This window comes from Streptomyces sp. NPDC002785 (assembly GCF_040295565.1).
GTDB lineage: Bacteria > Actinomycetota > Actinomycetes > Streptomycetales > Streptomycetaceae > Streptomyces.
Genome location: NZ_JBEOVN010000158.1, coordinates 1 through 17,667 on the forward strand (window position 1 = coordinate 1; position 17,667 = coordinate 17,667).

Consider the following 17,667-nt stretch of genomic DNA (forward strand, 5'->3'; position numbering starts at 1 on the left):
CCTGGCTCGACTTCTACAACACTGGACGCCGACACACCGCGCTCGGCGGCCAGCCACCGATCAGCCGACTGTCACGAACGTCATGACCGAGTACATCTAGGGCAAGGGCCGCTGCTCCCGCGCGATGGGTACGAGTGCGGGGCCGGGCGATCCGCCCGGCCCCGCACCCTTCCGTCCGCCTGCCTGCCCGGTTACTTCGTGAAGATGAAGTACTTCCAGGAGCCGTGGGTGGTCGAGTTCACCGTGTCGCCGGAGGTGCCGTTCACGTACGAGGCACGGACGCGCATCCGGTAGCCCGTGTCATGGGTGCCGGTGAGCGTCACGATGGACTTGCCGTTGGTGCCGAGCTTGAAGTACTGCGAGCCGGCGTCGTACCACTTGCCCTGGTAGTAGAACTGCAGGGACAGCTTGTGGGACCGGTTCTTGTAATAGCTCATCGTCGTGGTGAAGACCGGGTTGGTCTTCTTGTGGAAGTACGCGTACGACGTGGAGCCGATCTTGGCCGTCTTGTACTGCTTGGAGATGGAGGTCGAGACCTTCACCCTGGCGTATGCCGTGGAGGTGACCGTCTTGGACGTGTACCGGCCGTCGCCCTTGAAGACGGCGGTGACGGTGGTGTCCCGGGTCATGTCGACCGTGGTGGACAGGTTGCCGTTGGAGTTGACCTTGCCGGTCTTCACCAGCTTCTTCGGCTTGTCCGGACCGAACGGGTCCACCCACAGCTCGACGGTGCGGTTCTTGTACGTCTTGCCGAGGTGTGCGGTGAACGAGACGTCGGTGCCGTAGGAGTACAGCGCCTTGTTGTGGTTCAGGGTCAGCGAGGTGACCGTCCGGGGGACGGCGACCTTGCCGGAACCCGACGCCGCGGAGTGGGTGGCGTCGCCCGCGTACGAGACCTTGTACGTGACCTGGCCGCCCGCGGTCGGGGTGTCGGTGAAGGAGAAGCTGCCGTCCGACTTCAGCGTCACCGCGGGAAGCGTCTTGCCCTTGGGTGACTCGATGTCGGTGCGCGTCACCGTGGCCTTGGCACCCGCCGGGAACGCACCCTCGGACTTCACCCGGCCGGTGACGGTGAGCTTCTTGCCGAGCGCCGACTTCGCCGGGGCGCTGACCGTGACGGTGGTCGCGGACTTGACGGCGTCGGTGAGCACCCGCAGCGAGCGGACGCCCTTGCTGTTCTCGGTGACCGCGAAGAGCCGGCTGGTGTCCGGCGCCCAGGCCAGACCGGCGGACACCAGGAGATCCGAGCCGCTGCTGTTCCCGGTGTTGGGGAAGTCGTACGTCCGGATCGGCTTGGTCGTGCCCTGCCGGTAGACGTACACGTCCGGGTTGTAGGAGCCGTCGATGCCCGCGGCGACCGTGCCGTCCGGCGCGATGTCCACGGCGTCCGGGTACGCGCCGGAAGGGTAGTTGGTGTCCGCCGTGAGGTCCGACGTCCGGTAGACCTGGTGGTAGTAGGGAGACCCACTGGCCACCACGACCTGCTTGCCGTCCGGGCTCAGCGCGAGGTCGTTCAGATTGCTCCCGGCGGACACGGCCGCGGTCCGCGTGGCCGTACCCGAGGCCACGTCGTACACGGCCAGGGCCGCCGGGCTCAGGCCCTCGATACCGGCGGCCAGTGTGCCCGGCGCACCGGGCGTCGAGGCCAGGGTCGGGGCCGCGTACCAGGTGTGGTTCGGCTCCTGGTCCAGGGTGACGACCGGCTCGGCGCCCGACAGGTCGATCGAGCCGATGTTGCCCGCGGCCGCCGCCCCGTAGCCGAACCAGAGCTTGCCGCCCGCCAGAGCCGGATAGGCGGGGTGGGTGTTCGCGCCGGTCGCGTAGCGGGCGGACTCCACCAGGGCGGAGGTGTCGATCGCCGCGATGGAGTCGGCTCCGCGCACACCGGCGTACAGCGTGCCGGAGTCGGCGGAGAGTTCGAGACCGGTCACTCCCGGCAGAGACGAGATCGTGGCGACGACCGCGCCGTTGTAGTCGGTGACGAGGACCTTGCCGCCGGTCGGGTCACTGATGAAGACCCGCTTGTGCACACCGTCCGCGACGATGTCGCCGACCGATGCGGCGGGAAGGATCTTGCTGGAGTCGGCAGCGGCCGGATTCGCCGCACCGCCGACCAGAACCACTGAGCTGAAGAGGACTGCGAGCGAGGTCGCGGCCGAGATTCTGCGCGTACGCAAAATGATGTCTACCCCCACGGTAAGAGGGCCGCGTGGCACCCGGAGATGAGAGCGGGGTGCGGCCCGGATCGCAGGGTATGGCATGCCGATGACATGCCGTACACATTTACGAGGCCGGGGTATACCCGGCCCCGTGAACCGTCAGTTCGCCCAGGTGAGGAACGTCGACCAGGCGTCGGGGGCGACCGCGAAGGTGGGGCCCTCGGGCACCTTGGAGTCCCGGACGTGGACGGCGTGGGGGCAGGTGGCGACCTCGATGCACTCGCCGCCGCTGTCGCTGCTGTAGCTGGACTTGAACCACCGCAGGGTGTTGCTCATTCCTCTACTCCTGCCAACCGCTCGATGAGGTCCAGCGATTCACGAGGACCCATGGCCTGTGACCGGATCTTCGCATAGCGCTGGGCGTATGTACTCACCTTCCCCGGGTCGCTGATCAGCAGACTCTCGTCCTGGGGCTCCAGGTAGACGAGGTGCTCGTGGTGCGGAGTCTCCACCAGGGTCATTCCGCCACGGGCACCTGCGTACTCTCCGAACCTTCCGCAGTCCAGTGCCAGCACGCTGAGCGTGACGTTACGACGGCGGGCGCACTCCGCGAGGTACCGCATCTGTGCCCGCATGATGTCGGCGTTGCCGATGACTCGGGCGAGCACCGACTCTTCGAGGATCAGCTCGATCATGGGCAGAGGCTCCCGGTCGAACAGCGCCTTGCGGATCATGCGACCTTCCACCAGCTGTTCCACCCGCTGCTCCGACAGCGGAGGGTAGCCCCCGCCGATCAGCGCCCGTGCGTAGTCCTCCGTCTGGAACAGCCCGTGCACCACATGCATCGAGTACAGATGCAGGCTCAGTGCCGCCTGCTCCAGAGGTGCATGAGGCTTGAACTGCGGCGGATACGCCTCCATCCGCATATAAATCCTCGCCTGCTCGAACAGGCCCATGCCGTCGCCGAGTACGCGCTCCAGGCCCGCCAGCATCTCGTCACTGGCGGGTTGCGCGCACATCTCCATCGCGCTCACGGCCGCCGCCGAGAACCCGATTTCTTTGCCGAGCTGGTCCTGGGTCAACTTCTTCCGGATGCGGGCCTTTTTGGCGACATCAGCCACCAGCTTTGCCGTCGGACTCGCCGTTTCCTTGTTTTCCGCTCGCGCCATTGTGATCCCTTTTCGACTCAACCGGTCTCAACCGGTCACTACCCGGCCCCGCCGAACTCAACTGAGCTGCAGGGGAGTTCGCGCAGGTCAACTGGTATGCGACGCCCCTCGTCAGTCAAGGAAAACGGTAGCCAAGCGGGGCCAGACTGGTCCTGTGAATGCACCGAAAAGTGAACTGAACCTTGAGTGGATTCCGGCTTCCGGATTTCAACTCCGCAAAGCCGGCGTGCAATTCGACGCAGTCCGCTTGGACGGGGACGAAGGGCGTCGGCTGGCCGAACTGATGGAGGTGATCACCGGCGGCGAGCCCGGCCCCGTCGTCACCGAGGCGAATGGACGGCGGGCGGTGTACTTCCTGGTCCCGGCGGGGAGCACGACCCGCAAGTCCTGGCCCGGCGAGGTGACGGTGCTGAACTCGTGTGCGGGCCGGATCAGTTACGTACCGATCCCGGCACTGACCGGCCGGACCTGGCCGCTGGCGTGGCATTTCCCGCCCACGGCACCCGACAGGTTCGTCCACACCCTGTTACTGCTCAACGCGGCGTCCGCGCTGCTGGGCTGATCAGTCGGCCTTGGTGTACGTGAGTTTCTCGCCGGTCTCCGGGATTTCCCGGCTCAGGGTGCCGTCCGGGAGCAAGGTCAGCGTGGTGGGCTTGCCCGCGGAACAGGACGACATGGGTTCGCCGACGACGACCGTGGACGGGCCGACCTCGACAGGTCCGCTCGGGGACGGTTTCGCGGTCAGGTCCGCCTGGAAGACGCAGTGGTAGGAGCCGCCGCCGTCGAGCGGGCCGTCCGCGGTGAGGGTGAGTATGGTCTGGTCGACCGTGCCCTGCTGGATGACGAGTTCCCGTGTGGAGTGGCCCGAAGGGTTGTCGATGGAGCCCGACCAGGTGCCGAGGTAGCCGGCCGGGACGGGGCCGTCGCTGTTCCTCTTGTCGTCGGAGGGGTCAGCATCCGGGGACGACGGATCGTCGGTGACGGGGGAGTCCGAGGAGGAAGGGGACGCTGAGGCGGTGGGGGACGGCTTCGGCGCCGGGCCCTTGTCGTTCATGAAGGCGTAGACGGACCCGCCCGCGCCGATCGCGACGAGCACGGCGATCACGACGAGGGCGATGGTCGAACCCCTTCCGCGGCGGGCGGGTTCGGGGCCGGGCTGCGGGGCAGCGGGGTAGCCGGGGCCGTGCGGGGGTGTGACGCCGAAGCCGGGTTGTTGCTGCGGATATCCGTAACCGGCGTAGTTCTGCTGGGTACCGAAGGCCTGGCCGGGGTGGGGCTGGGCGGGCGGCTGTGGATAGCCGTACGCGGGGGAGGGCGGCCCGTGGGGCGGGGCGGGCGCGGGCGCGGGGCCGGTGGGCGTCGTCGTCGGGGTCCCGGCCGTCGTGGGGGGCGTGTGGACGGCGCCGGGTGCCTGTGGGGCGGGGCGGTCCGCGGGTACTTCGGGCGCCTCTGGTGCTGGGGGCGCTGCGGGTGTTGCCGGTGCCGCGTCCGCCGCTGCCTCGGCCGTCTCGGCCGCCTCCTCCGGGTCCTCGGAGTCCAGCAGTTCGACGGCGTGGCGCCCGAGTTGGGCGATGAGCGCGCCCGGGAGCCAGGGTTCCGTCGTGTCGCTGCCGGCCAGGCGTTCCAGGACCGTGTCCGTCGTCGGACGGGCGGCCGGGTCCTTGTGCAGGCAGTCCCTGACCAGTTCGACGAGGTCCACGGGGATGCCGGTGAGGTCCGGGTCCTCCTGCGCGATCCGGAACAGCTGCGCGTGCACGTTGCTGTCGGACGCCCCGAACGGAAGCCGGCCGGTCGACGCGTACGCCAGCACCGAGCCGAGACAGAACACGTCGCATGCCGGGGTCACTCGCTCACCCCGCACCTGCTCCGGCGCCATGAAGCCGGGCGAACCGACCAGCGCCCCGGTGCGGGTGAGGCCTCCGTCGGCGACGGTGTCGAGTGCCCGGGCTATCCCGAAGTCGATGACGCGCGGTCCGTCGATCGTCAGCAGGATGTTGGAGGGCTTGAGGTCGCGATGGATGAGCCCGGCGGAGTGGATGGCCTGGAGCGCGTGGGTCAGCCCGGTGCCCAGGATCTGGACCGAACGCTCGGGCAGGGGGCCGTACACCCCGGGTGCCCGCCCCTTCGACGCGCCCGCGCGGCCGGAGACGGTGGCCTGCAGGGAGGGCCCGGCGACGTATCCGGTCGCGACCCAGGGCACGGCGGCCTCGGTGTCGGCGTCCAGCACGGGGGCGGTCCAGGCGGAGCCGACCTGGCGGGCGGCGTGCACTTCCTGGCGGAAGCGGTCGCGGAACTCCTGCTGTTCGGCGAGCTCGCCGCGTACCAGCTTGATCGCCACGGTCCGGCCGCGGTCGGAGCGGGCCAGATAGACCTGGCCCATGCCGCCTGCGCCGAGCCGGCCCAGCAGGCGGTAGGCGCCGATGCGTTGCGGGGCGGTGGGCCCGAGCTTTTCCATGGTGTGCGTCCTCCCCCGTGCGGCGATACGCCGGAACGCGTTGAGAATAGCGGCGCGCGCCACGCCCCGGCGGGCGTGGTTTTCAGGCCCGTCCGTGGGGTGTCCCCGATCCTGCCTCCTGCTCCGTCCTCAACCGCCGGACGGGCCGGATTCGGCACCCGTCACAGAGACGGCCGACCGGACAGCCCCGGTTCCCGCCACCCGCCCCCGCCCACCGTGCCCGACCCGACACCCTGCCCACCAAAGCGTCCCACGCCATACAAGGTGGTCATGTCGAGCCGCTCCCGGTGCGACCTACGCTCACCGCATGACCCCTCATGCCCCTCATGCCCCGCATGTCGACCCCGCTGCCGGTGCGGCCGTGAAGGCCGCCGACCGCGCGCACGTGTTCCACTCCTGGTCCGCCCAGGGCCTGATCGACCCGCTCGCCGTCGCCGGCGCCGAGGGGGCTTACTTCTGGGACTACGACGGCAACCGCTACCTGGACTTCACCAGCGGCCTCGTCTACACCAACATCGGCTACCAGCACCCCACCGTCGTCGCCGCGATCCAGGAGCAGGCGGGCAAGCTCGCCACCTTCGCCCCCGCGTTCGCGATCGAGGCGCGCTCCGAGGCCGCACGCCTCATCGCCGAGCGCACCCCCGGTGACCTGGACAAGATCTTCTTCACCAACGGTGGCGCCGAGGCGGTCGAGAACGCCGTCCGGATGGCCCGGCTGCACACCGGCCGTACGAAGGTGCTCTCCGCCTACCGCTCGTACCACGGCGCCACCTCCACCGCGATCAACCTGACCGGTGACCCGCGCCGCTGGCCGTCCGACAACGGCTCGGCGGGCGTGGTCCGCTTCTGGGCCCCGTTCCTCTACCGCTCGCCGTTCCACGCCGAGACCGAGGCCGAGGAGTGCGCCCGCGCGCTCCAGCACCTGGAGGACACCCTCGCCTTCGAGGGCGCTGCCACCATCGCCGCGATCATCCTGGAGACGATCCCCGGCACGGCGGGCATCATGACGCCGCCGCCCGGCTATCTCGCGGGCGTACGTGAGATCTGTGACCGGTACGGAATCGTCTTCATCCTCGACGAGGTGATGGCCGGCTTCGGGCGAACCGGCAAGTGGTTCGCCGCCGACCACTTCGACGTGGTGCCGGACCTGATGACGTTCGCCAAGGGCGTCAACTCCGGGTACGTACCGCTCGGCGGTGTCGCCATCTCCGCCGAGATCGCCGCCACCTTCGAGACCCGCGCCTACCCGGGCGGACTGACCTACTCCGGTCACCCGCTGGCCTGCGCGGCCGCTGTCGCCACCATTCATGTGATGGAGGACGAGAAGGTCATCGAGAACGCCGCCCACATCGGCGAGACGGTCCTCGGCCCCGGCCTGCGCGAGCTGGCCGAGCGCCACCCCTCGGTCGGTGAGGTCCGCGGCCTCGGCGCGTTCTGGGCGCTGGACCTGGTCCGCAACAAGGAAACCCGCGAGCCGCTGGTCCCGTACAACGCGGCGGGCGAGGCCAACGCGGCCATGGCGGCCTTCGGCGCGGCGGCGAAGAAGAACGGCCTGTGGCCCTTCGTCAACATGAACCGCACCCACGCCGTTCCGGCCTGCAACGTCACCGAGGCCGAGGCCAAGGAGGGCCTCGCTGCTCTCGACGTGGCGCTGTCGGTCGCGGACGAGTACACCGTGTAGCGCGCGGGACCGCGCAGCCCAGCAGTACGGCGCCCCTCCCCTGCCCGGATCCGGGCAGCGCAACCCTGGCTTAAGGTGATCGAAAGCCGAAAAGGGGGAGGGGCGCCATGTGCGCGAGCCGAGCTGTAACCCGCAGTACGCTGCGGCAGCAGATCGCGGACGCGCTGCGTGACGAAGTGTTGGCCGGGCGTTTGCAACCGGGGCGGGAGTTCACCGTCAAGCAGATCGCCGAGCAGTACGGTGTCTCGGCAACTCCGGTACGTGAGGCGCTCTTCGATCTCTCCGCGCAGGGCCTGCTCGAATCGGATCAGCACCGCGGTTTCCGGGTGCGTGAGTTCACCGTCGCGGACTACCGGTCGATGGTGGAGGCCCGCGCCCTGGTCATCGACGCAGTCATCGGCGCCATCTTCTACGGGCCCGCGCTGTCGACCACGCAGATGGTGACGTACCGGGACTGCCTGGTGGCCGTACGCCGCAGAGCCCAGGAGGCTGCACGAGCGGCGCAGGGCGGTGACCTCGAAATCCTCATCGGCTACGACCTGCGTTTCTGGCGCGAGTTGGGCGTGCTCGGAGGCAACACCTACATCAACGATTTCCTGCACCGGCTGCGCGTCCAGGCCTGGGTGTTCGCGGTGCCGTATCTGCGCCATGACATGGGCGCCCGGGACTGGCTCTGGCACGGTCATCCGGAACTGGTCGCGGCGATCACGCTCGGCAGCCACGACGCGGTGCGCGCGGTGATCGACGACTACAACGCACACGCGCTGAGCTGGGCGGACCGGATCGCGGCCGGAAACCTCGCGCACCCGGGCCATGGTCCGCAGCCGACGGGGCAGACCCCGGTCCCCGGAGCGCCGGAGCCGGAGCCCCCGGCGCGCTGACCGCGCGTCCGGAGCCACAGCCCCCACGCGCCGACCGGGGCCGCGGGCCACGGCCGGCCCTCACCCGTAACCGTCGGCCACTGTGCGCAATGAGCCCTCCGCATTACGCTGTCCCGACCGTTGTGAATATTTCGATGCGCACCCGTGGGAGAGCGAGACTTCGTGGCCTGTGACCTGTGGCTGGTCCCCCTCGTCGATGTGCTGTGCCACAGCCCCGACAATCCGTTCGCCGAAGAGATAGCCGTCTACGACAAGGCATTGGGCGAGGCCGGACTGCCGTCCGTCCCCGTGTACGCCTACATGCCGGGCCTGACCGGTGAAGTCGCCCCGGTCGCGGGCTTCGACTACGACGCACTGCACTTCCTGCGCCGCGCCTACCTGCTCCAGCTCAGCGGCCTCGCCGTCACGCCCGTCGGCGAACTGGGCGGGGACTACGAGCAGTTGCTGGAGATGTTCGAGGCGATGGCCCGGCAGTCCCACCTGGTCTGGCACTACGACCATGCGGGGGCGTACGTTCCGCTGGACTTCGCCGCCCCGCTCTCCAACGACGAACTGCTGGAGGGCGGCGGCCCGCTCGGCTCCGCGCACGGACTGCTGCGGGAGCTGGAGTTCGTCGCCTGGTCCATCGGTATCGACCCGGCGAACCCGCCGGCCGCCCCGCTGCCGCCCATCGCACCGACCTCCCTGGAGGAGCCGGCGGGCCCGATTCTGTACGACGACAGTCCGTTCGCCCGTGAGCGGCACGTCTGGCTGGGCCTGCACGCGGCGGCCACCCGCAGCCTCGCCCAAGGCTCCATGGTCATCTTCAGCTGAAGCAGGTACCTGTACCTGTACCTGTGCCGGTACAGGTACAGGTACCGAGGCGGTCAGGCGCCTCCGGCGTCACCGCGGTGGGATCACCGGGGGGACTCCGGGGGCCGCTGCCGCGGCATGTTCGGCCGGGCCATCGCCTGCATCGGGAACCGTCCAGGCAGCGCCCCCTGGTCCGTACGGCCGCCGCCCCCGCTGCCCGACGACAGTGCCTGCATCCCCATCGGTGCGGGCCCGGCCCGGAACTCCACCATCCAGTCCGCGGTCTCGGTCCGTACGAGCTCCGTGATGTCCTCCGAGAACCGCCGCAGCACCCCCAGAGACCGCTCGGCGGCCTCACTGGCCGTTCCCTCGGTCGGGCCGAGCACCTCTCGTACGCACTCCGACGCCCAGTCGAACTGCAGCACCTGAAGGCGCCGCTGCACGGCCTGGGCGGTGGCGAGGTTTCTTATCCAGCCCGAGGTCAGGCCGAAGTACCGGTCGCACGCCATGCACGTGGCGCCCAGCAGCAGCGACAGATAGCCCCAGCCCGCCGCCCCGCCCAGCGCCCCCGTGAGATCGAGCAACGGCAGCGCGGCGCCCGCCACCGCCCCGGCCGCCGTGCCGATCCGCAGAGTCCTGGCCCCGCGCCGCTTCCACACCCGGTCGCGCAGGTACCAGCCGGCGGTGTGCAGCGCATCAGCCTCGACCCAGCGGTACAGCTCGTCGAGGCGTTCGGCGGGTTCGCCCCAGTCGCCGAGCGGGAACGGCGTACCGGTCAGATCCCGGCCCCGCGCGTCCCGGCCGCGTGCGCCGGAGCCCGAACCGGAGGAACCGGCCGAGCCGGCCGAACCGGGCTCGTTGCGGGGCGGCCCTTCGGGCTGCATCTCCGGCTGACTCACCGGGGTACTCCTCTCCATTCTGCGTAGCGACGCCTGATGTGTGGCGGTGTCTTCGACGGGGGCTGATCACTGCTCTCCGGCGTGACCGACTGTCTCGCGTACGTAACCTTGCGTGACGGGCAGTGCGCCTGTGTGTCCTGATGCGCATGCCCTTCCTACCGCCGAATGGTGGGCCGTGGGGTCGAAATCGCGGTATCCCCGGGTGCGCAGGGCCTGTGATCAGGTATAGGAGTCACGCTGACGCCGCCTGAAACTCACTCGAAAGAGTTGCTCAACAGTGGGTGGGGCGCGCTGCGCGGTGACCACGTAGGCTCGGCGTACCGAAACATTTTGTCGTCGAATTGCCAGGAGTGACCGTGATTCCCGGTGGTGGTCAGCCCAATATGCAGCAGCTGCTGCAGCAGGCTCAGAAGATGCAGCAGGATCTCGCCGCGGCCCAGGAGGAATTGGCCAGGACCGAGGTCGAGGGTCAGGCGGGTGGCGGTCTGGTGAAGGCGACCGTGACCGGCTCCGGCGAGCTCCGTGCTCTGGTGATCGACCCCAAGGCCGTCGACCCGGAGGACACCGAGACGCTCGCGGACCTCGTCGTCGCCGCAGTCCAGGCAGCGAACGAGAACGCGCAGCAGCTCCAGCAGCAGAAGCTGGGCCCGCTGGCCCAGGGCCTGGGCGGCATGCCCGGCCTCCCCTTCTGACTTCTCTGATCCTTGAGATCTCTTTTGACCTGCGATCCGAACTCGTAAGTTGTAGTCATAGCTCATTCAGGAAGGCGTTCCGTTGTACGAAGGCGTGGTTCAGGACCTCATCGACGAGTTGGGCAGGCTGCCCGGCGTCGGTCCCAAGAGCGCGCAGCGGATCGCTTTCCACATCCTGCAGGCCGAGCCGACCGATGTGCGCCGCCTTGCCCATGCCCTCCTGGAGGTCAAGGACAAGGTCCGGTTCTGTTCGGTCTGCGGCAATGTCGCTCAGCAGGAGCAGTGCAACATCTGCCGGGACGCGCGCCGCGACCAGACGGTCATCTGCGTGGTCGAGGAGCCGAAGGATGTCGTCGCGATCGAGCGGACCCGTGAGTTCCGGGGTCGGTACCACGTGCTCGGCGGCGCGATCAGCCCGATCGAGGGTGTCGGCCCCGACGATCTGCGCATCCGCGAGCTGCTCGCCCGTCTCGCCGACGGCTCGATCACGGAGCTGATCCTGGCGACCGACCCCAACCTGGAGGGCGAGGCCACCGCGACGTACCTGGCGCGGATGGTCAAGCCGATGGGCCTGCGGGTCACCAGACTGGCCAGCGGCCTGCCGGTGGGCGGCGACCTTGAGTACGCGGACGAGGTCACCCTGGGCCGCGCCTTCGAGGGGAGGCGCCTGCTCGATGTCTGAAGCCTTCACCATGACGACGTCCGATGTTCTTGCATCGACTCACGACGGCTTTACGGTCGGCGACGCTATGTTCTACTCACCGTTCGCGACCGTGCCCACGGGAGGTCCCCTCGATGTCTGACGCCACGCTGAACTCCGTCACGCAGGCCCCGGACGACTTCGCCGTCCAGATCGCCGACCAGATCAAGACGTTCATCGTCGCGGTCACGGAGGTGTCCAAGGTCGAGGAGCCCGAGGAGGCCGTCCCCGTCCTGCTGCTCCAGATCTCCCAGCTGCTGCTGGCGGGCGGCAGGCTCGGCGCGTACGAGGACATCGTCCCCGACGAGCGCTACGAGCCGGATCTGGGCGCCGAGCCGGACGCCGACGGCCTGCGCGAGCGGTTCGCAGCCCTGCTGGAGCCGATCGACGTCTACTCCGAGGTCTTCGACCCGTACGAGCCCCGCAAGGCCCCGGTGCCGGCCCGTATCTCCGACGACCTGGCCGACCTGGTCACCGACCTGCGCCACGGCCTGGCCCACTACGAAGAGGACCGCACGACCGAGGCCCTGTGGTGGTGGCAGTTCTCCTACTTCTCCAACTGGGGCTCCACCGCATCCGCCACTCTGCGCGCCCTCCAGTCCCTGATCGCCCACATCCGCCTCAACCAGCCCCTCCAGGAGCTGGACGGCCTGGACACGGACTCGGAGACCGCGGACGACGAGCTGGCCGAGGAGGCGGGCCGGGTGATGGCCGAGGAGATCGCGGGACCGCTGGGGCTGCGACCGGCGCAGTAGCGTCCGGCGCCCACCTGCCCCTCGCGGCAACGTGACACCCGGCGTCCGGGTGTCACATGGCCCGGTCGGTGGCGGTGCCCACCGCGCGCTCCGGCGTGATCCGGACGACCACCCGCACGACCTCCGGCGGCAGCAGCCGGAATTCCTCGGCGGCCTCCGCCCCCTCGTACTCCACCGCCAGCCGGACGGCCAGCTCGCGTCCGGTGTCCTCGGTGATCGTGGCCGCGCCCCGCAGCTCGACGTACTGCAGCGGATCCTTCGGGTCGTACACGGTGAGGCTGGCCCGGGGGTCGCGGCGCAGATTCAGTACCTTGCGCCGGCCATCGGCGGTCGAGATGAGCAGGTCGTCGTTGTCGTCCCTGGCGACCCAGACCACGGATGTCTGCGGGCTGCCGTCGGGGTTCACGGTGGCGAGGACGGCGGGGACGGGTTCGTCCAGGAGCTTGCGCACTGCGTCGTTCAACGTGATTGGCATGGACATGAGCCTAAAGGCCGGGAGTCGGGGCGTCGACCGCTTATCGCGGGACGCCGGGCCGGTTGACGCCACCCCCGTGTGCCGGTCGGTCCTACGCGCGGTGGGAGGCCTCCGAAGGGCGGACCGTGGGGTTCCGGTCCACGCTGGAGACAGGTGGCTCGTGCTCGTGAATCGTGGACCCGGCTCGCCGCGCATGTGGGCCGGCCCACATATGGGAGTAGGGGCCCGATCGGTGGGCAGCAGCCCCGTACGAGCAGTTCGGGGCGACACGCCGATGATCACGTGCTGAGCCGGACATCTCAGTATGTGATATCGACGAGGCGTTTCCGGACTGCTCGTTAAACTGAGCCGACCGTAGTAATGGACTGAGCGAGGAGCGCACGTGGGCCTTGTCGTGCAGAAGTACGGAGGCTCCTCCGTAGCCGATGCCGAAGGCATCAAGCGCGTCGCCAAGCGAATCGTCGATGCCAAGAAGAACGGCAACCAGGTGGTTGTCGTGGTGTCAGCGATGGGCGACACAACGGACGAGTTGATCGATCTCGCCGAGCAGGTATCCCCGATTCCTGCCGGGCGTGAGTTCGACATGCTGCTGACCGCCGGAGAGCGGATCTCCATGGCCCTGCTGGCGATGGCGATCAAAAACCTGGGCCACGAGGCCCAGTCGTTCACCGGTAGCCAGGCAGGCGTCATCACCGACTCGGTCCACAACAAAGCGCGCATCATCGATGTGACGCCGGGCCGTATCCGTACGGCGCTGGACGAGGGGAACATCGCGATCGTCGCGGGGTTCCAGGGTGTGTCCCAGGACAAGAAGGACATCACCACCCTCGGCCGAGGCGGGTCCGACACCACCGCGGTCGCGCTCGCGGCCGCGCTGGATGCCGAGGTCTGTGAGATCTACACCGATGTGGACGGTGTCTTCACCGCCGACCCGCGGGTCGTGAAGAAGGCCCGGAAGATCGACTGGATCTCCTTCGAGGACATGCTGGAGCTGGCCGCGTCCGGCTCCAAGGTGCTGCTGCACCGGTGCGTGGAGTACGCACGCCGCTACAACATCCCGATCCACGTCCGCTCGTCCTTCTCCGGACTGCGCGGAACCTGGGTCAGCAACGAGCCGCAAGGGGACCAGAAGGTGGAGCACGCGATCATCTCCGGAGTCGCCCATGACGTCTCCGAGGCCAAGGTCACCGTCGTCGGCGTGCCCGACAAGCCGGGCGAGGCCGCCGCGATCTTCCGCACCATCGCGAACGCGGAAATCAACATCGACATGGTGGTGCAGAACGTCTCCGCCGCGTCGACCGGTCTGACCGACATCTCGTTCACGCTGCCGAAGTCCGAGGGCCGCAAGGCCATCGACGCCCTGGAGCGCAACCGCGGCACCATCGGCTTCGAGTCGCTGCGCTACGACGACCAGATCGCGAAGATCTCCCTGGTCGGCGCCGGTATGAAGACCAACCCGGGTGTCACGGCGGGCTTCTTCGAGGCACTGTCGGACGCCGGTGTGAACATCGAGCTCATCTCGACGTCCGAGATCCGCATCTCGGTGGTCACCCGCGCCGATGACGTCAACGAGGCCGTGCGCGCCGTGCACACCGCCTTCGGTCTCGACAGCGATTCCGACGAGGCCGTCGTCTACGGGGGCACCGGCCGATGACCGCCCGCCGTCCTTCGCTCGCGGTCGTCGGAGCGACCGGGGCGATCGGCGGCGTCATGCTCCAGATCCTTTCGCAGCATGCGGATGTCTGGGGCGAGGTGAAGCTGATCGCCTCGCCGCGTTCGGCCGGCCGCAAGCTGGTCGTACGCGGCGAGGAGAGCGAGGTCCTCGAACTCACCGAGGACGTCTTCGACGATGTCGACGTGGCGCTGTTCCTGGTGCCCGACGCCGTCTCCGCGCAGTGGGCGCCGATCGCCGCCGCCAAGGGCACGGTCGTCATCGACGACTCCGCCGCGTTCCGGCTGGACCCGGACGTTCCGCTGGTCGTGCCCGAGATCAATCCGCATGCCGTACGGATCCGGCCGCGCGGCATCGTCGCGAGCCCGAACTGCACGACGCTCTCGCTGATCGTCGCGGTCGGTGCGCTGCACGCCGAATTCGGGGTACGAGAACTGGTCGTCTCCTCGTACCAGGCGGTGAGCGGGGCGGGGCGGGCCGGTGTCGCGGCGCTGCGCGAACAGTTGTCGGTGGTGGCCGGTACGGAACTGGGTACGAAGCCCGGGGACGTACGCCGGGTCGTGGGGGACATGGAAGGCAGCCCCTTTGCCGCGCCGGTCGCCCTCAACGTGGTGCCCTGGGCCGGGACCGAGGCCGGGGACGGCTGGTCGTCGGAGGAGCTGGCGATCCGCGAGGAGTGCCGCAAGGTTCTGGACCTGCCGGGCCTGCGGGTGGCGGCGACCTGTGTCTACGTACCCGTCATCGCGACGCACTCGATGTCCGTGCACGCACGGTTCGAGAACGAGATCGCGGTCGACCGAGCCCACGAGATCCTGGCCACGGCACCGGGCGTGGTGCTGTACGACAGCCCGGCGGCGGGGGACTTCCCGACACCGTCCGATGTCGTCGGCACCGATCCGACCTGGGTCGGACGGGTGCGCAGGTCTCTGGACGATCCCCGGGGCCTGGAACTGTTCGTCTGCGGCGACAACCTCCGTAAGGGAGCGGCGTTGAACGTGGCGCAGATCGCCGAATCAGTGGCCGCCGAATTCCCCCGGGTCTGATCGAACCTGTTTTGTACTCTCTGTGAATGCCCTGTGAGCAAGTTGAGGGTCTGAACCCCTTGAGCTGGGGTGTCGGGGTATCCGACGATGACCTTCTGGCCTGCTGCAACCGTCGGTCGGAGGGAACGCGTCTATGCGGTCACTTCTTGCGCGGCGGGGCGCATATTCGGGCATTTGTGGAAGAGCGGGTACGTATGAGGGCATGTCGCACCGCGTCAAAAGCGGTGCCGCGCGCGTACAACCCTGACGGGGGGAAACGTGTCCAACTGGCGTGGCAGAGGTTCTCGATATCACAGTGGTGGGCCCCTTGCGTGGCGCTTCGGTGCTTCCGCTCAGACGGCCCCGCGCACCCGGCGGTATGCCGGTGATTGCGCCCATGCCCGCAGCACGTCCCGCACGGCTGCCGTCGCAGCGCGAGGGCGCTGAGGAGAGCGTGGCTGCCGGAACCACGGTCGACCATCTCACCGAGACCTATCGCGCCCATTACCGTTCGCTGCTCGGTCTCGCGGCTCTGCTCCTGGACGACACCGCCTCATGTGAGGACGTGGTGCAGGAGGCGTTCATCCGTGTGCACTCGGCGCGCAGCCGGGTACGGGAGCCCGAGAAGACACTCGCGTATCTGCGCCAGACCGTCGTCAACCTGTCGCGCTCCGCGCTGCGCCGCCGCATCCTCGGGCTGAAGCTGCTTTCCAAGCCCATGCCGGACATGGCGAGCGCGGAGGAGGGCGCGTACGACCAGTTGGAGCGGGACGCGCTGATCAAAGCGATGCGGGGGCTGCAACGGCGCCAGCGGGAGGTGCTGGTGCTGCGCTACTTCGCGGACATGACGGAGGCTCAGGTGGCCGAGACGCTCGGCATATCCCTGGGCTCGGTCAAGGCCTACGGCTCCCGTGGGATCGCGGCGCTGCGCGTCGTGATGGAGGCGCAGGTATGAGTCGGCGCTACCGCAGGAACGAGAACAGCCACGAGCGTGAGCATCGGATTGACCGGACTGGAAACGAAACTGTGAACGACGGGCCGGAGAGCGATTCGCATGCGAACCCGGACGCGAACCCGCACGCGAACTCGGATACGGATCACGCGGATCGGGACCTTGCGTCCGTGGGGGGCGCGGGTGGCCCCCGCGAGGGCGACGCAGCCGCTGAGACGGCCGAGCTCGGGGGGCTGAGCAGCCTCTTCGGCGTGGGCGCGGGTTCCGGTTCGGGGGACGGTGACGGCCCGGACATGGACGAGGTCGCGCTGCGCCGCATGCTGCGCGGGGCCGTCCAGCACATCGAACCCAGCGACGGCACCCTCGACCGTCTGTGCCGCGCGGTGCCCGCCCGGCGCGCCAGGCGGCGGCAGGCCGTCGTCGGTGTGGCGGCGGCGGCGCTGCTCATCGGCACCGCGGTCCCCGCCTTCGTTCATGTCGCGAACTCCGATGGTTCGAACGCCGCCAACCCCGCGATAGCCGGACACGGCGAGCAGGCGCAGGGCGGCAGCGGCACCGGGAAAGGCTCGGAAGCCGGCGGGAAGAGCAGCGGCGGCAGCACCGACGGGCGGACCGACGGCGGCCGGAACCAGCCGACGAGCACGAGCAGTCCGTCCGACAGCCGTGGCCAGGGCTCCGACAGCAAGGTCGGCGGGGGCGCCGACCCGGACAACTCCGCGGCGGCCTTCATGCCGGCCTGCGGCCTGGGGCAGCTCGGTGTCGCCTCGGCCGAGACGGGCGCGGCGGGTGCCGACGGCACGGTGTACGGCACGTTCCGGATCGCCAATGTCTCCGGCACGGACTGTTCGGTGAGCAGCAGTGGCAGCGTGGGCTTCCAGGCAATGGGCGCGGCCGATCCGGCCAAGATCACGGTCGTCCAGCACACCGCGGGCGACGCGGCGGCCGGACTGCCCGACCCCTCGCAGGAGGAGGGGGCGGTGCTGCTGAAGCCGGCCATGTCGTACGAGGTGCAGTTCGCCTGGGTGCCGAAGGACACATGCCCGACCTCCGCAGGTTCACCGAGCCCGACACCGACGGATGACACGGACGGCGCTACCGGCGCCACTGCCGCCGGTCCCGGTATGGGTACCACTGACGGGACCACGGACACGGCTGCGCAGCTTGGCAGCGAGGACGGCGGCGGGGCACTGGACGGCAGCGTTGCCGTGACACACACGCCGGAAGCAGGGGCGCCGGTCGCGGAGACGAAGATCGCCAACGCCTGCGCAGGCACGATCTACCGGACCGGGGTGCTGGCCCCCGCGACGTGACGCGGGGCGACGGCCTGAGACAGACATACGTGAGGGGCCCGCCGACCGGCGGG

17 protein-coding genes are annotated in these 17,667 nt (G+C 69.1%); 11 read left to right on the top strand and 6 right to left on the bottom strand.

Annotated elements, in window-relative coordinates:
- Positions 1-191: 191 nt before the first annotated feature.
- From ABTZ94_RS28230 to ABTZ94_RS28240, 3 genes are all read right to left on the bottom strand, one after another.
- Positions 192-2,177: a WD40 repeat domain-containing protein gene (locus tag ABTZ94_RS28230; protein WP_351204734.1), complete on the bottom strand. Its 1,986-nt coding sequence runs from the start codon at positions 2,175-2,177 to the stop codon at positions 192-194.
- A 141-nt stretch (positions 2,178-2,318) separates the two neighbouring features.
- Positions 2,319-2,495: a DUF397 domain-containing protein gene (locus tag ABTZ94_RS28235; RefSeq protein WP_351204736.1), complete on the bottom strand. Its 177-nt coding sequence runs from the start codon at positions 2,493-2,495 to the stop codon at positions 2,319-2,321.
- The gene (locus ABTZ94_RS28240; protein ID WP_351204738.1) at positions 2,492-3,328 is read right to left on the bottom strand and encodes a helix-turn-helix domain-containing protein; all 837 of its coding nucleotides are present in this window, start codon (positions 3,326-3,328) and stop codon (positions 2,492-2,494) included. The genes ABTZ94_RS28235 and ABTZ94_RS28240 overlap by 4 nt, the downstream gene beginning before the upstream one ends.
- A 175-nt stretch (positions 3,329-3,503) precedes the next feature.
- Here ABTZ94_RS28240 and ABTZ94_RS28245 point away from each other — a divergent pair, with 175 nt between their 5' ends.
- Positions 3,504-3,890 (top strand): hypothetical protein, encoded by a 387-nt coding sequence (locus ABTZ94_RS28245; RefSeq protein WP_351204758.1) that lies wholly within the window; start codon positions 3,504-3,506, stop codon positions 3,888-3,890.
- Here ABTZ94_RS28245 and ABTZ94_RS28250 read toward each other — a convergent pair whose 3' ends face one another.
- Positions 3,891-5,783, bottom strand: coding sequence for a serine/threonine-protein kinase (locus ABTZ94_RS28250; RefSeq protein ID WP_351204740.1), 1,893 nt, complete (start codon positions 5,781-5,783; stop codon positions 3,891-3,893).
- 307 nt (positions 5,784-6,090) lie between these two features.
- Between ABTZ94_RS28250 and ABTZ94_RS28255 the strand changes: the two genes are divergently transcribed.
- The 3 genes from ABTZ94_RS28255 (at position 6,091) to ABTZ94_RS28265 (ending at position 9,158) form a co-directional block, all read left to right on the top strand.
- Complete coding sequence (locus ABTZ94_RS28255; protein WP_351204742.1) at positions 6,091-7,464, top strand: aspartate aminotransferase family protein; 1,374 nt, start codon at positions 6,091-6,093, stop codon at positions 7,462-7,464.
- Between the two features lie 107 nt (positions 7,465-7,571).
- Positions 7,572-8,345, top strand: coding sequence for a GntR family transcriptional regulator (locus ABTZ94_RS28260; protein ID WP_351204744.1), 774 nt, complete (start codon positions 7,572-7,574; stop codon positions 8,343-8,345).
- A gap of 162 nt (positions 8,346-8,507) precedes the next feature.
- A complete protein-coding gene (locus tag ABTZ94_RS28265; protein WP_351204760.1) occupies positions 8,508-9,158 on the top strand; it encodes a putative DNA-mimic protein in 651 nt (216 codons plus the stop codon).
- Between the two features lie 83 nt (positions 9,159-9,241).
- Here ABTZ94_RS28265 and ABTZ94_RS28270 read toward each other — a convergent pair whose 3' ends face one another.
- The gene (locus tag ABTZ94_RS28270) at positions 9,242-10,036 is read right to left on the bottom strand and encodes an SLATT domain-containing protein (RefSeq protein ID WP_351204746.1); all 795 of its coding nucleotides are present in this window, start codon (positions 10,034-10,036) and stop codon (positions 9,242-9,244) included.
- A 356-nt stretch (positions 10,037-10,392) separates the two neighbouring features.
- Here ABTZ94_RS28270 and ABTZ94_RS28275 point away from each other — a divergent pair, with 356 nt between their 5' ends.
- The 3 genes from ABTZ94_RS28275 to ABTZ94_RS28285 all read left to right on the top strand — a co-directional run bounded on the left by ABTZ94_RS28275 (position 10,393) and on the right by ABTZ94_RS28285 (position 12,183).
- Complete coding sequence (locus ABTZ94_RS28275) at positions 10,393-10,728, top strand: YbaB/EbfC family nucleoid-associated protein (protein ID WP_266365457.1); 336 nt, start codon at positions 10,393-10,395, stop codon at positions 10,726-10,728.
- 82 nt (positions 10,729-10,810) lie between these two features.
- On the top strand, positions 10,811-11,410 hold the full coding sequence (gene recR, locus ABTZ94_RS28280) for a recombination mediator RecR (protein WP_093899342.1): 600 nt from the start codon (positions 10,811-10,813) through the stop codon (positions 11,408-11,410).
- Between the two features lie 113 nt (positions 11,411-11,523).
- A complete protein-coding gene (locus tag ABTZ94_RS28285; RefSeq protein ID WP_351204748.1) occupies positions 11,524-12,183 on the top strand; it encodes a DUF5063 domain-containing protein in 660 nt (219 codons plus the stop codon).
- Between the two features lie 52 nt (positions 12,184-12,235).
- On the opposite strand, the gene ABTZ94_RS28290 is transcribed toward ABTZ94_RS28285, so the two are convergent.
- Positions 12,236-12,658: a PPOX class F420-dependent oxidoreductase gene (locus ABTZ94_RS28290; RefSeq protein ID WP_351204750.1), complete on the bottom strand. Its 423-nt coding sequence runs from the start codon at positions 12,656-12,658 to the stop codon at positions 12,236-12,238.
- Positions 12,659-13,040: 382 nt separating this feature from the next.
- Between ABTZ94_RS28290 and ABTZ94_RS28295 the strand changes: the two genes are divergently transcribed.
- The 4 genes from ABTZ94_RS28295 (at position 13,041) to ABTZ94_RS28310 (ending at position 17,614) form a co-directional block, all read left to right on the top strand.
- Positions 13,041-14,312 carry an aspartate kinase gene (locus ABTZ94_RS28295; RefSeq protein WP_351204752.1) on the top strand — a complete coding sequence of 424 codons (1,272 nt, stop codon included), beginning with the start codon at positions 13,041-13,043 and terminating at the stop codon, positions 14,310-14,312.
- The gene (locus ABTZ94_RS28300; protein WP_351204754.1) at positions 14,309-15,373 is read left to right on the top strand and encodes an aspartate-semialdehyde dehydrogenase; all 1,065 of its coding nucleotides are present in this window, start codon (positions 14,309-14,311) and stop codon (positions 15,371-15,373) included. Before ABTZ94_RS28295 ends, ABTZ94_RS28300 begins: the two co-directional genes overlap by 4 nt.
- Positions 15,374-15,731: 358 nt before the next feature.
- Positions 15,732-16,307 (top strand): SigE family RNA polymerase sigma factor, encoded by a 576-nt coding sequence (locus tag ABTZ94_RS28305; RefSeq protein WP_093899338.1) that lies wholly within the window; start codon positions 15,732-15,734, stop codon positions 16,305-16,307.
- A 167-nt stretch (positions 16,308-16,474) separates the two neighbouring features.
- A complete protein-coding gene (locus tag ABTZ94_RS28310; protein WP_351204756.1) occupies positions 16,475-17,614 on the top strand; it encodes a hypothetical protein in 1,140 nt (379 codons plus the stop codon).
- Positions 17,615-17,667: the final 53 nt, after the last annotated feature.

Bases quoted from the DNA above. Each gene is read 5' to 3' on its own strand.
- ABTZ94_RS28300 (WP_351204754.1), top strand. From the start codon at position 14,309: ATGACCGCCCGCCGTCCTTCGCTCGCGGTCGTCGGAGCGACCGGGGCG.
- ABTZ94_RS28290 (WP_351204750.1), bottom strand. From the start codon at position 12,658: ATGCCAATCACGTTGAACGACGCAGTGCGCAAGCTCCTGGACGAACCC.
- ABTZ94_RS28235 (WP_351204736.1), bottom strand. From the start codon at position 2,495: ATGAGCAACACCCTGCGGTGGTTCAAGTCCAGCTACAGCAGCGACAGC.
- ABTZ94_RS28305 (WP_093899338.1), top strand. From the start codon at position 15,732: ATGCCGGTGATTGCGCCCATGCCCGCAGCACGTCCCGCACGGCTGCCG.
- ABTZ94_RS28240 (WP_351204738.1), bottom strand. From the start codon at position 3,328: ATGGCGCGAGCGGAAAACAAGGAAACGGCGAGTCCGACGGCAAAGCTG.
- ABTZ94_RS28250 (WP_351204740.1), bottom strand. From the start codon at position 5,783: ATGGAAAAGCTCGGGCCCACCGCCCCGCAACGCATCGGCGCCTACCGC.
- ABTZ94_RS28285 (WP_351204748.1), top strand. From the start codon at position 11,524: ATGTCTGACGCCACGCTGAACTCCGTCACGCAGGCCCCGGACGACTTC.
- ABTZ94_RS28255 (WP_351204742.1), top strand. From the start codon at position 6,091: ATGACCCCTCATGCCCCTCATGCCCCGCATGTCGACCCCGCTGCCGGT.
- ABTZ94_RS28260 (WP_351204744.1), top strand. From the start codon at position 7,572: ATGTGCGCGAGCCGAGCTGTAACCCGCAGTACGCTGCGGCAGCAGATC.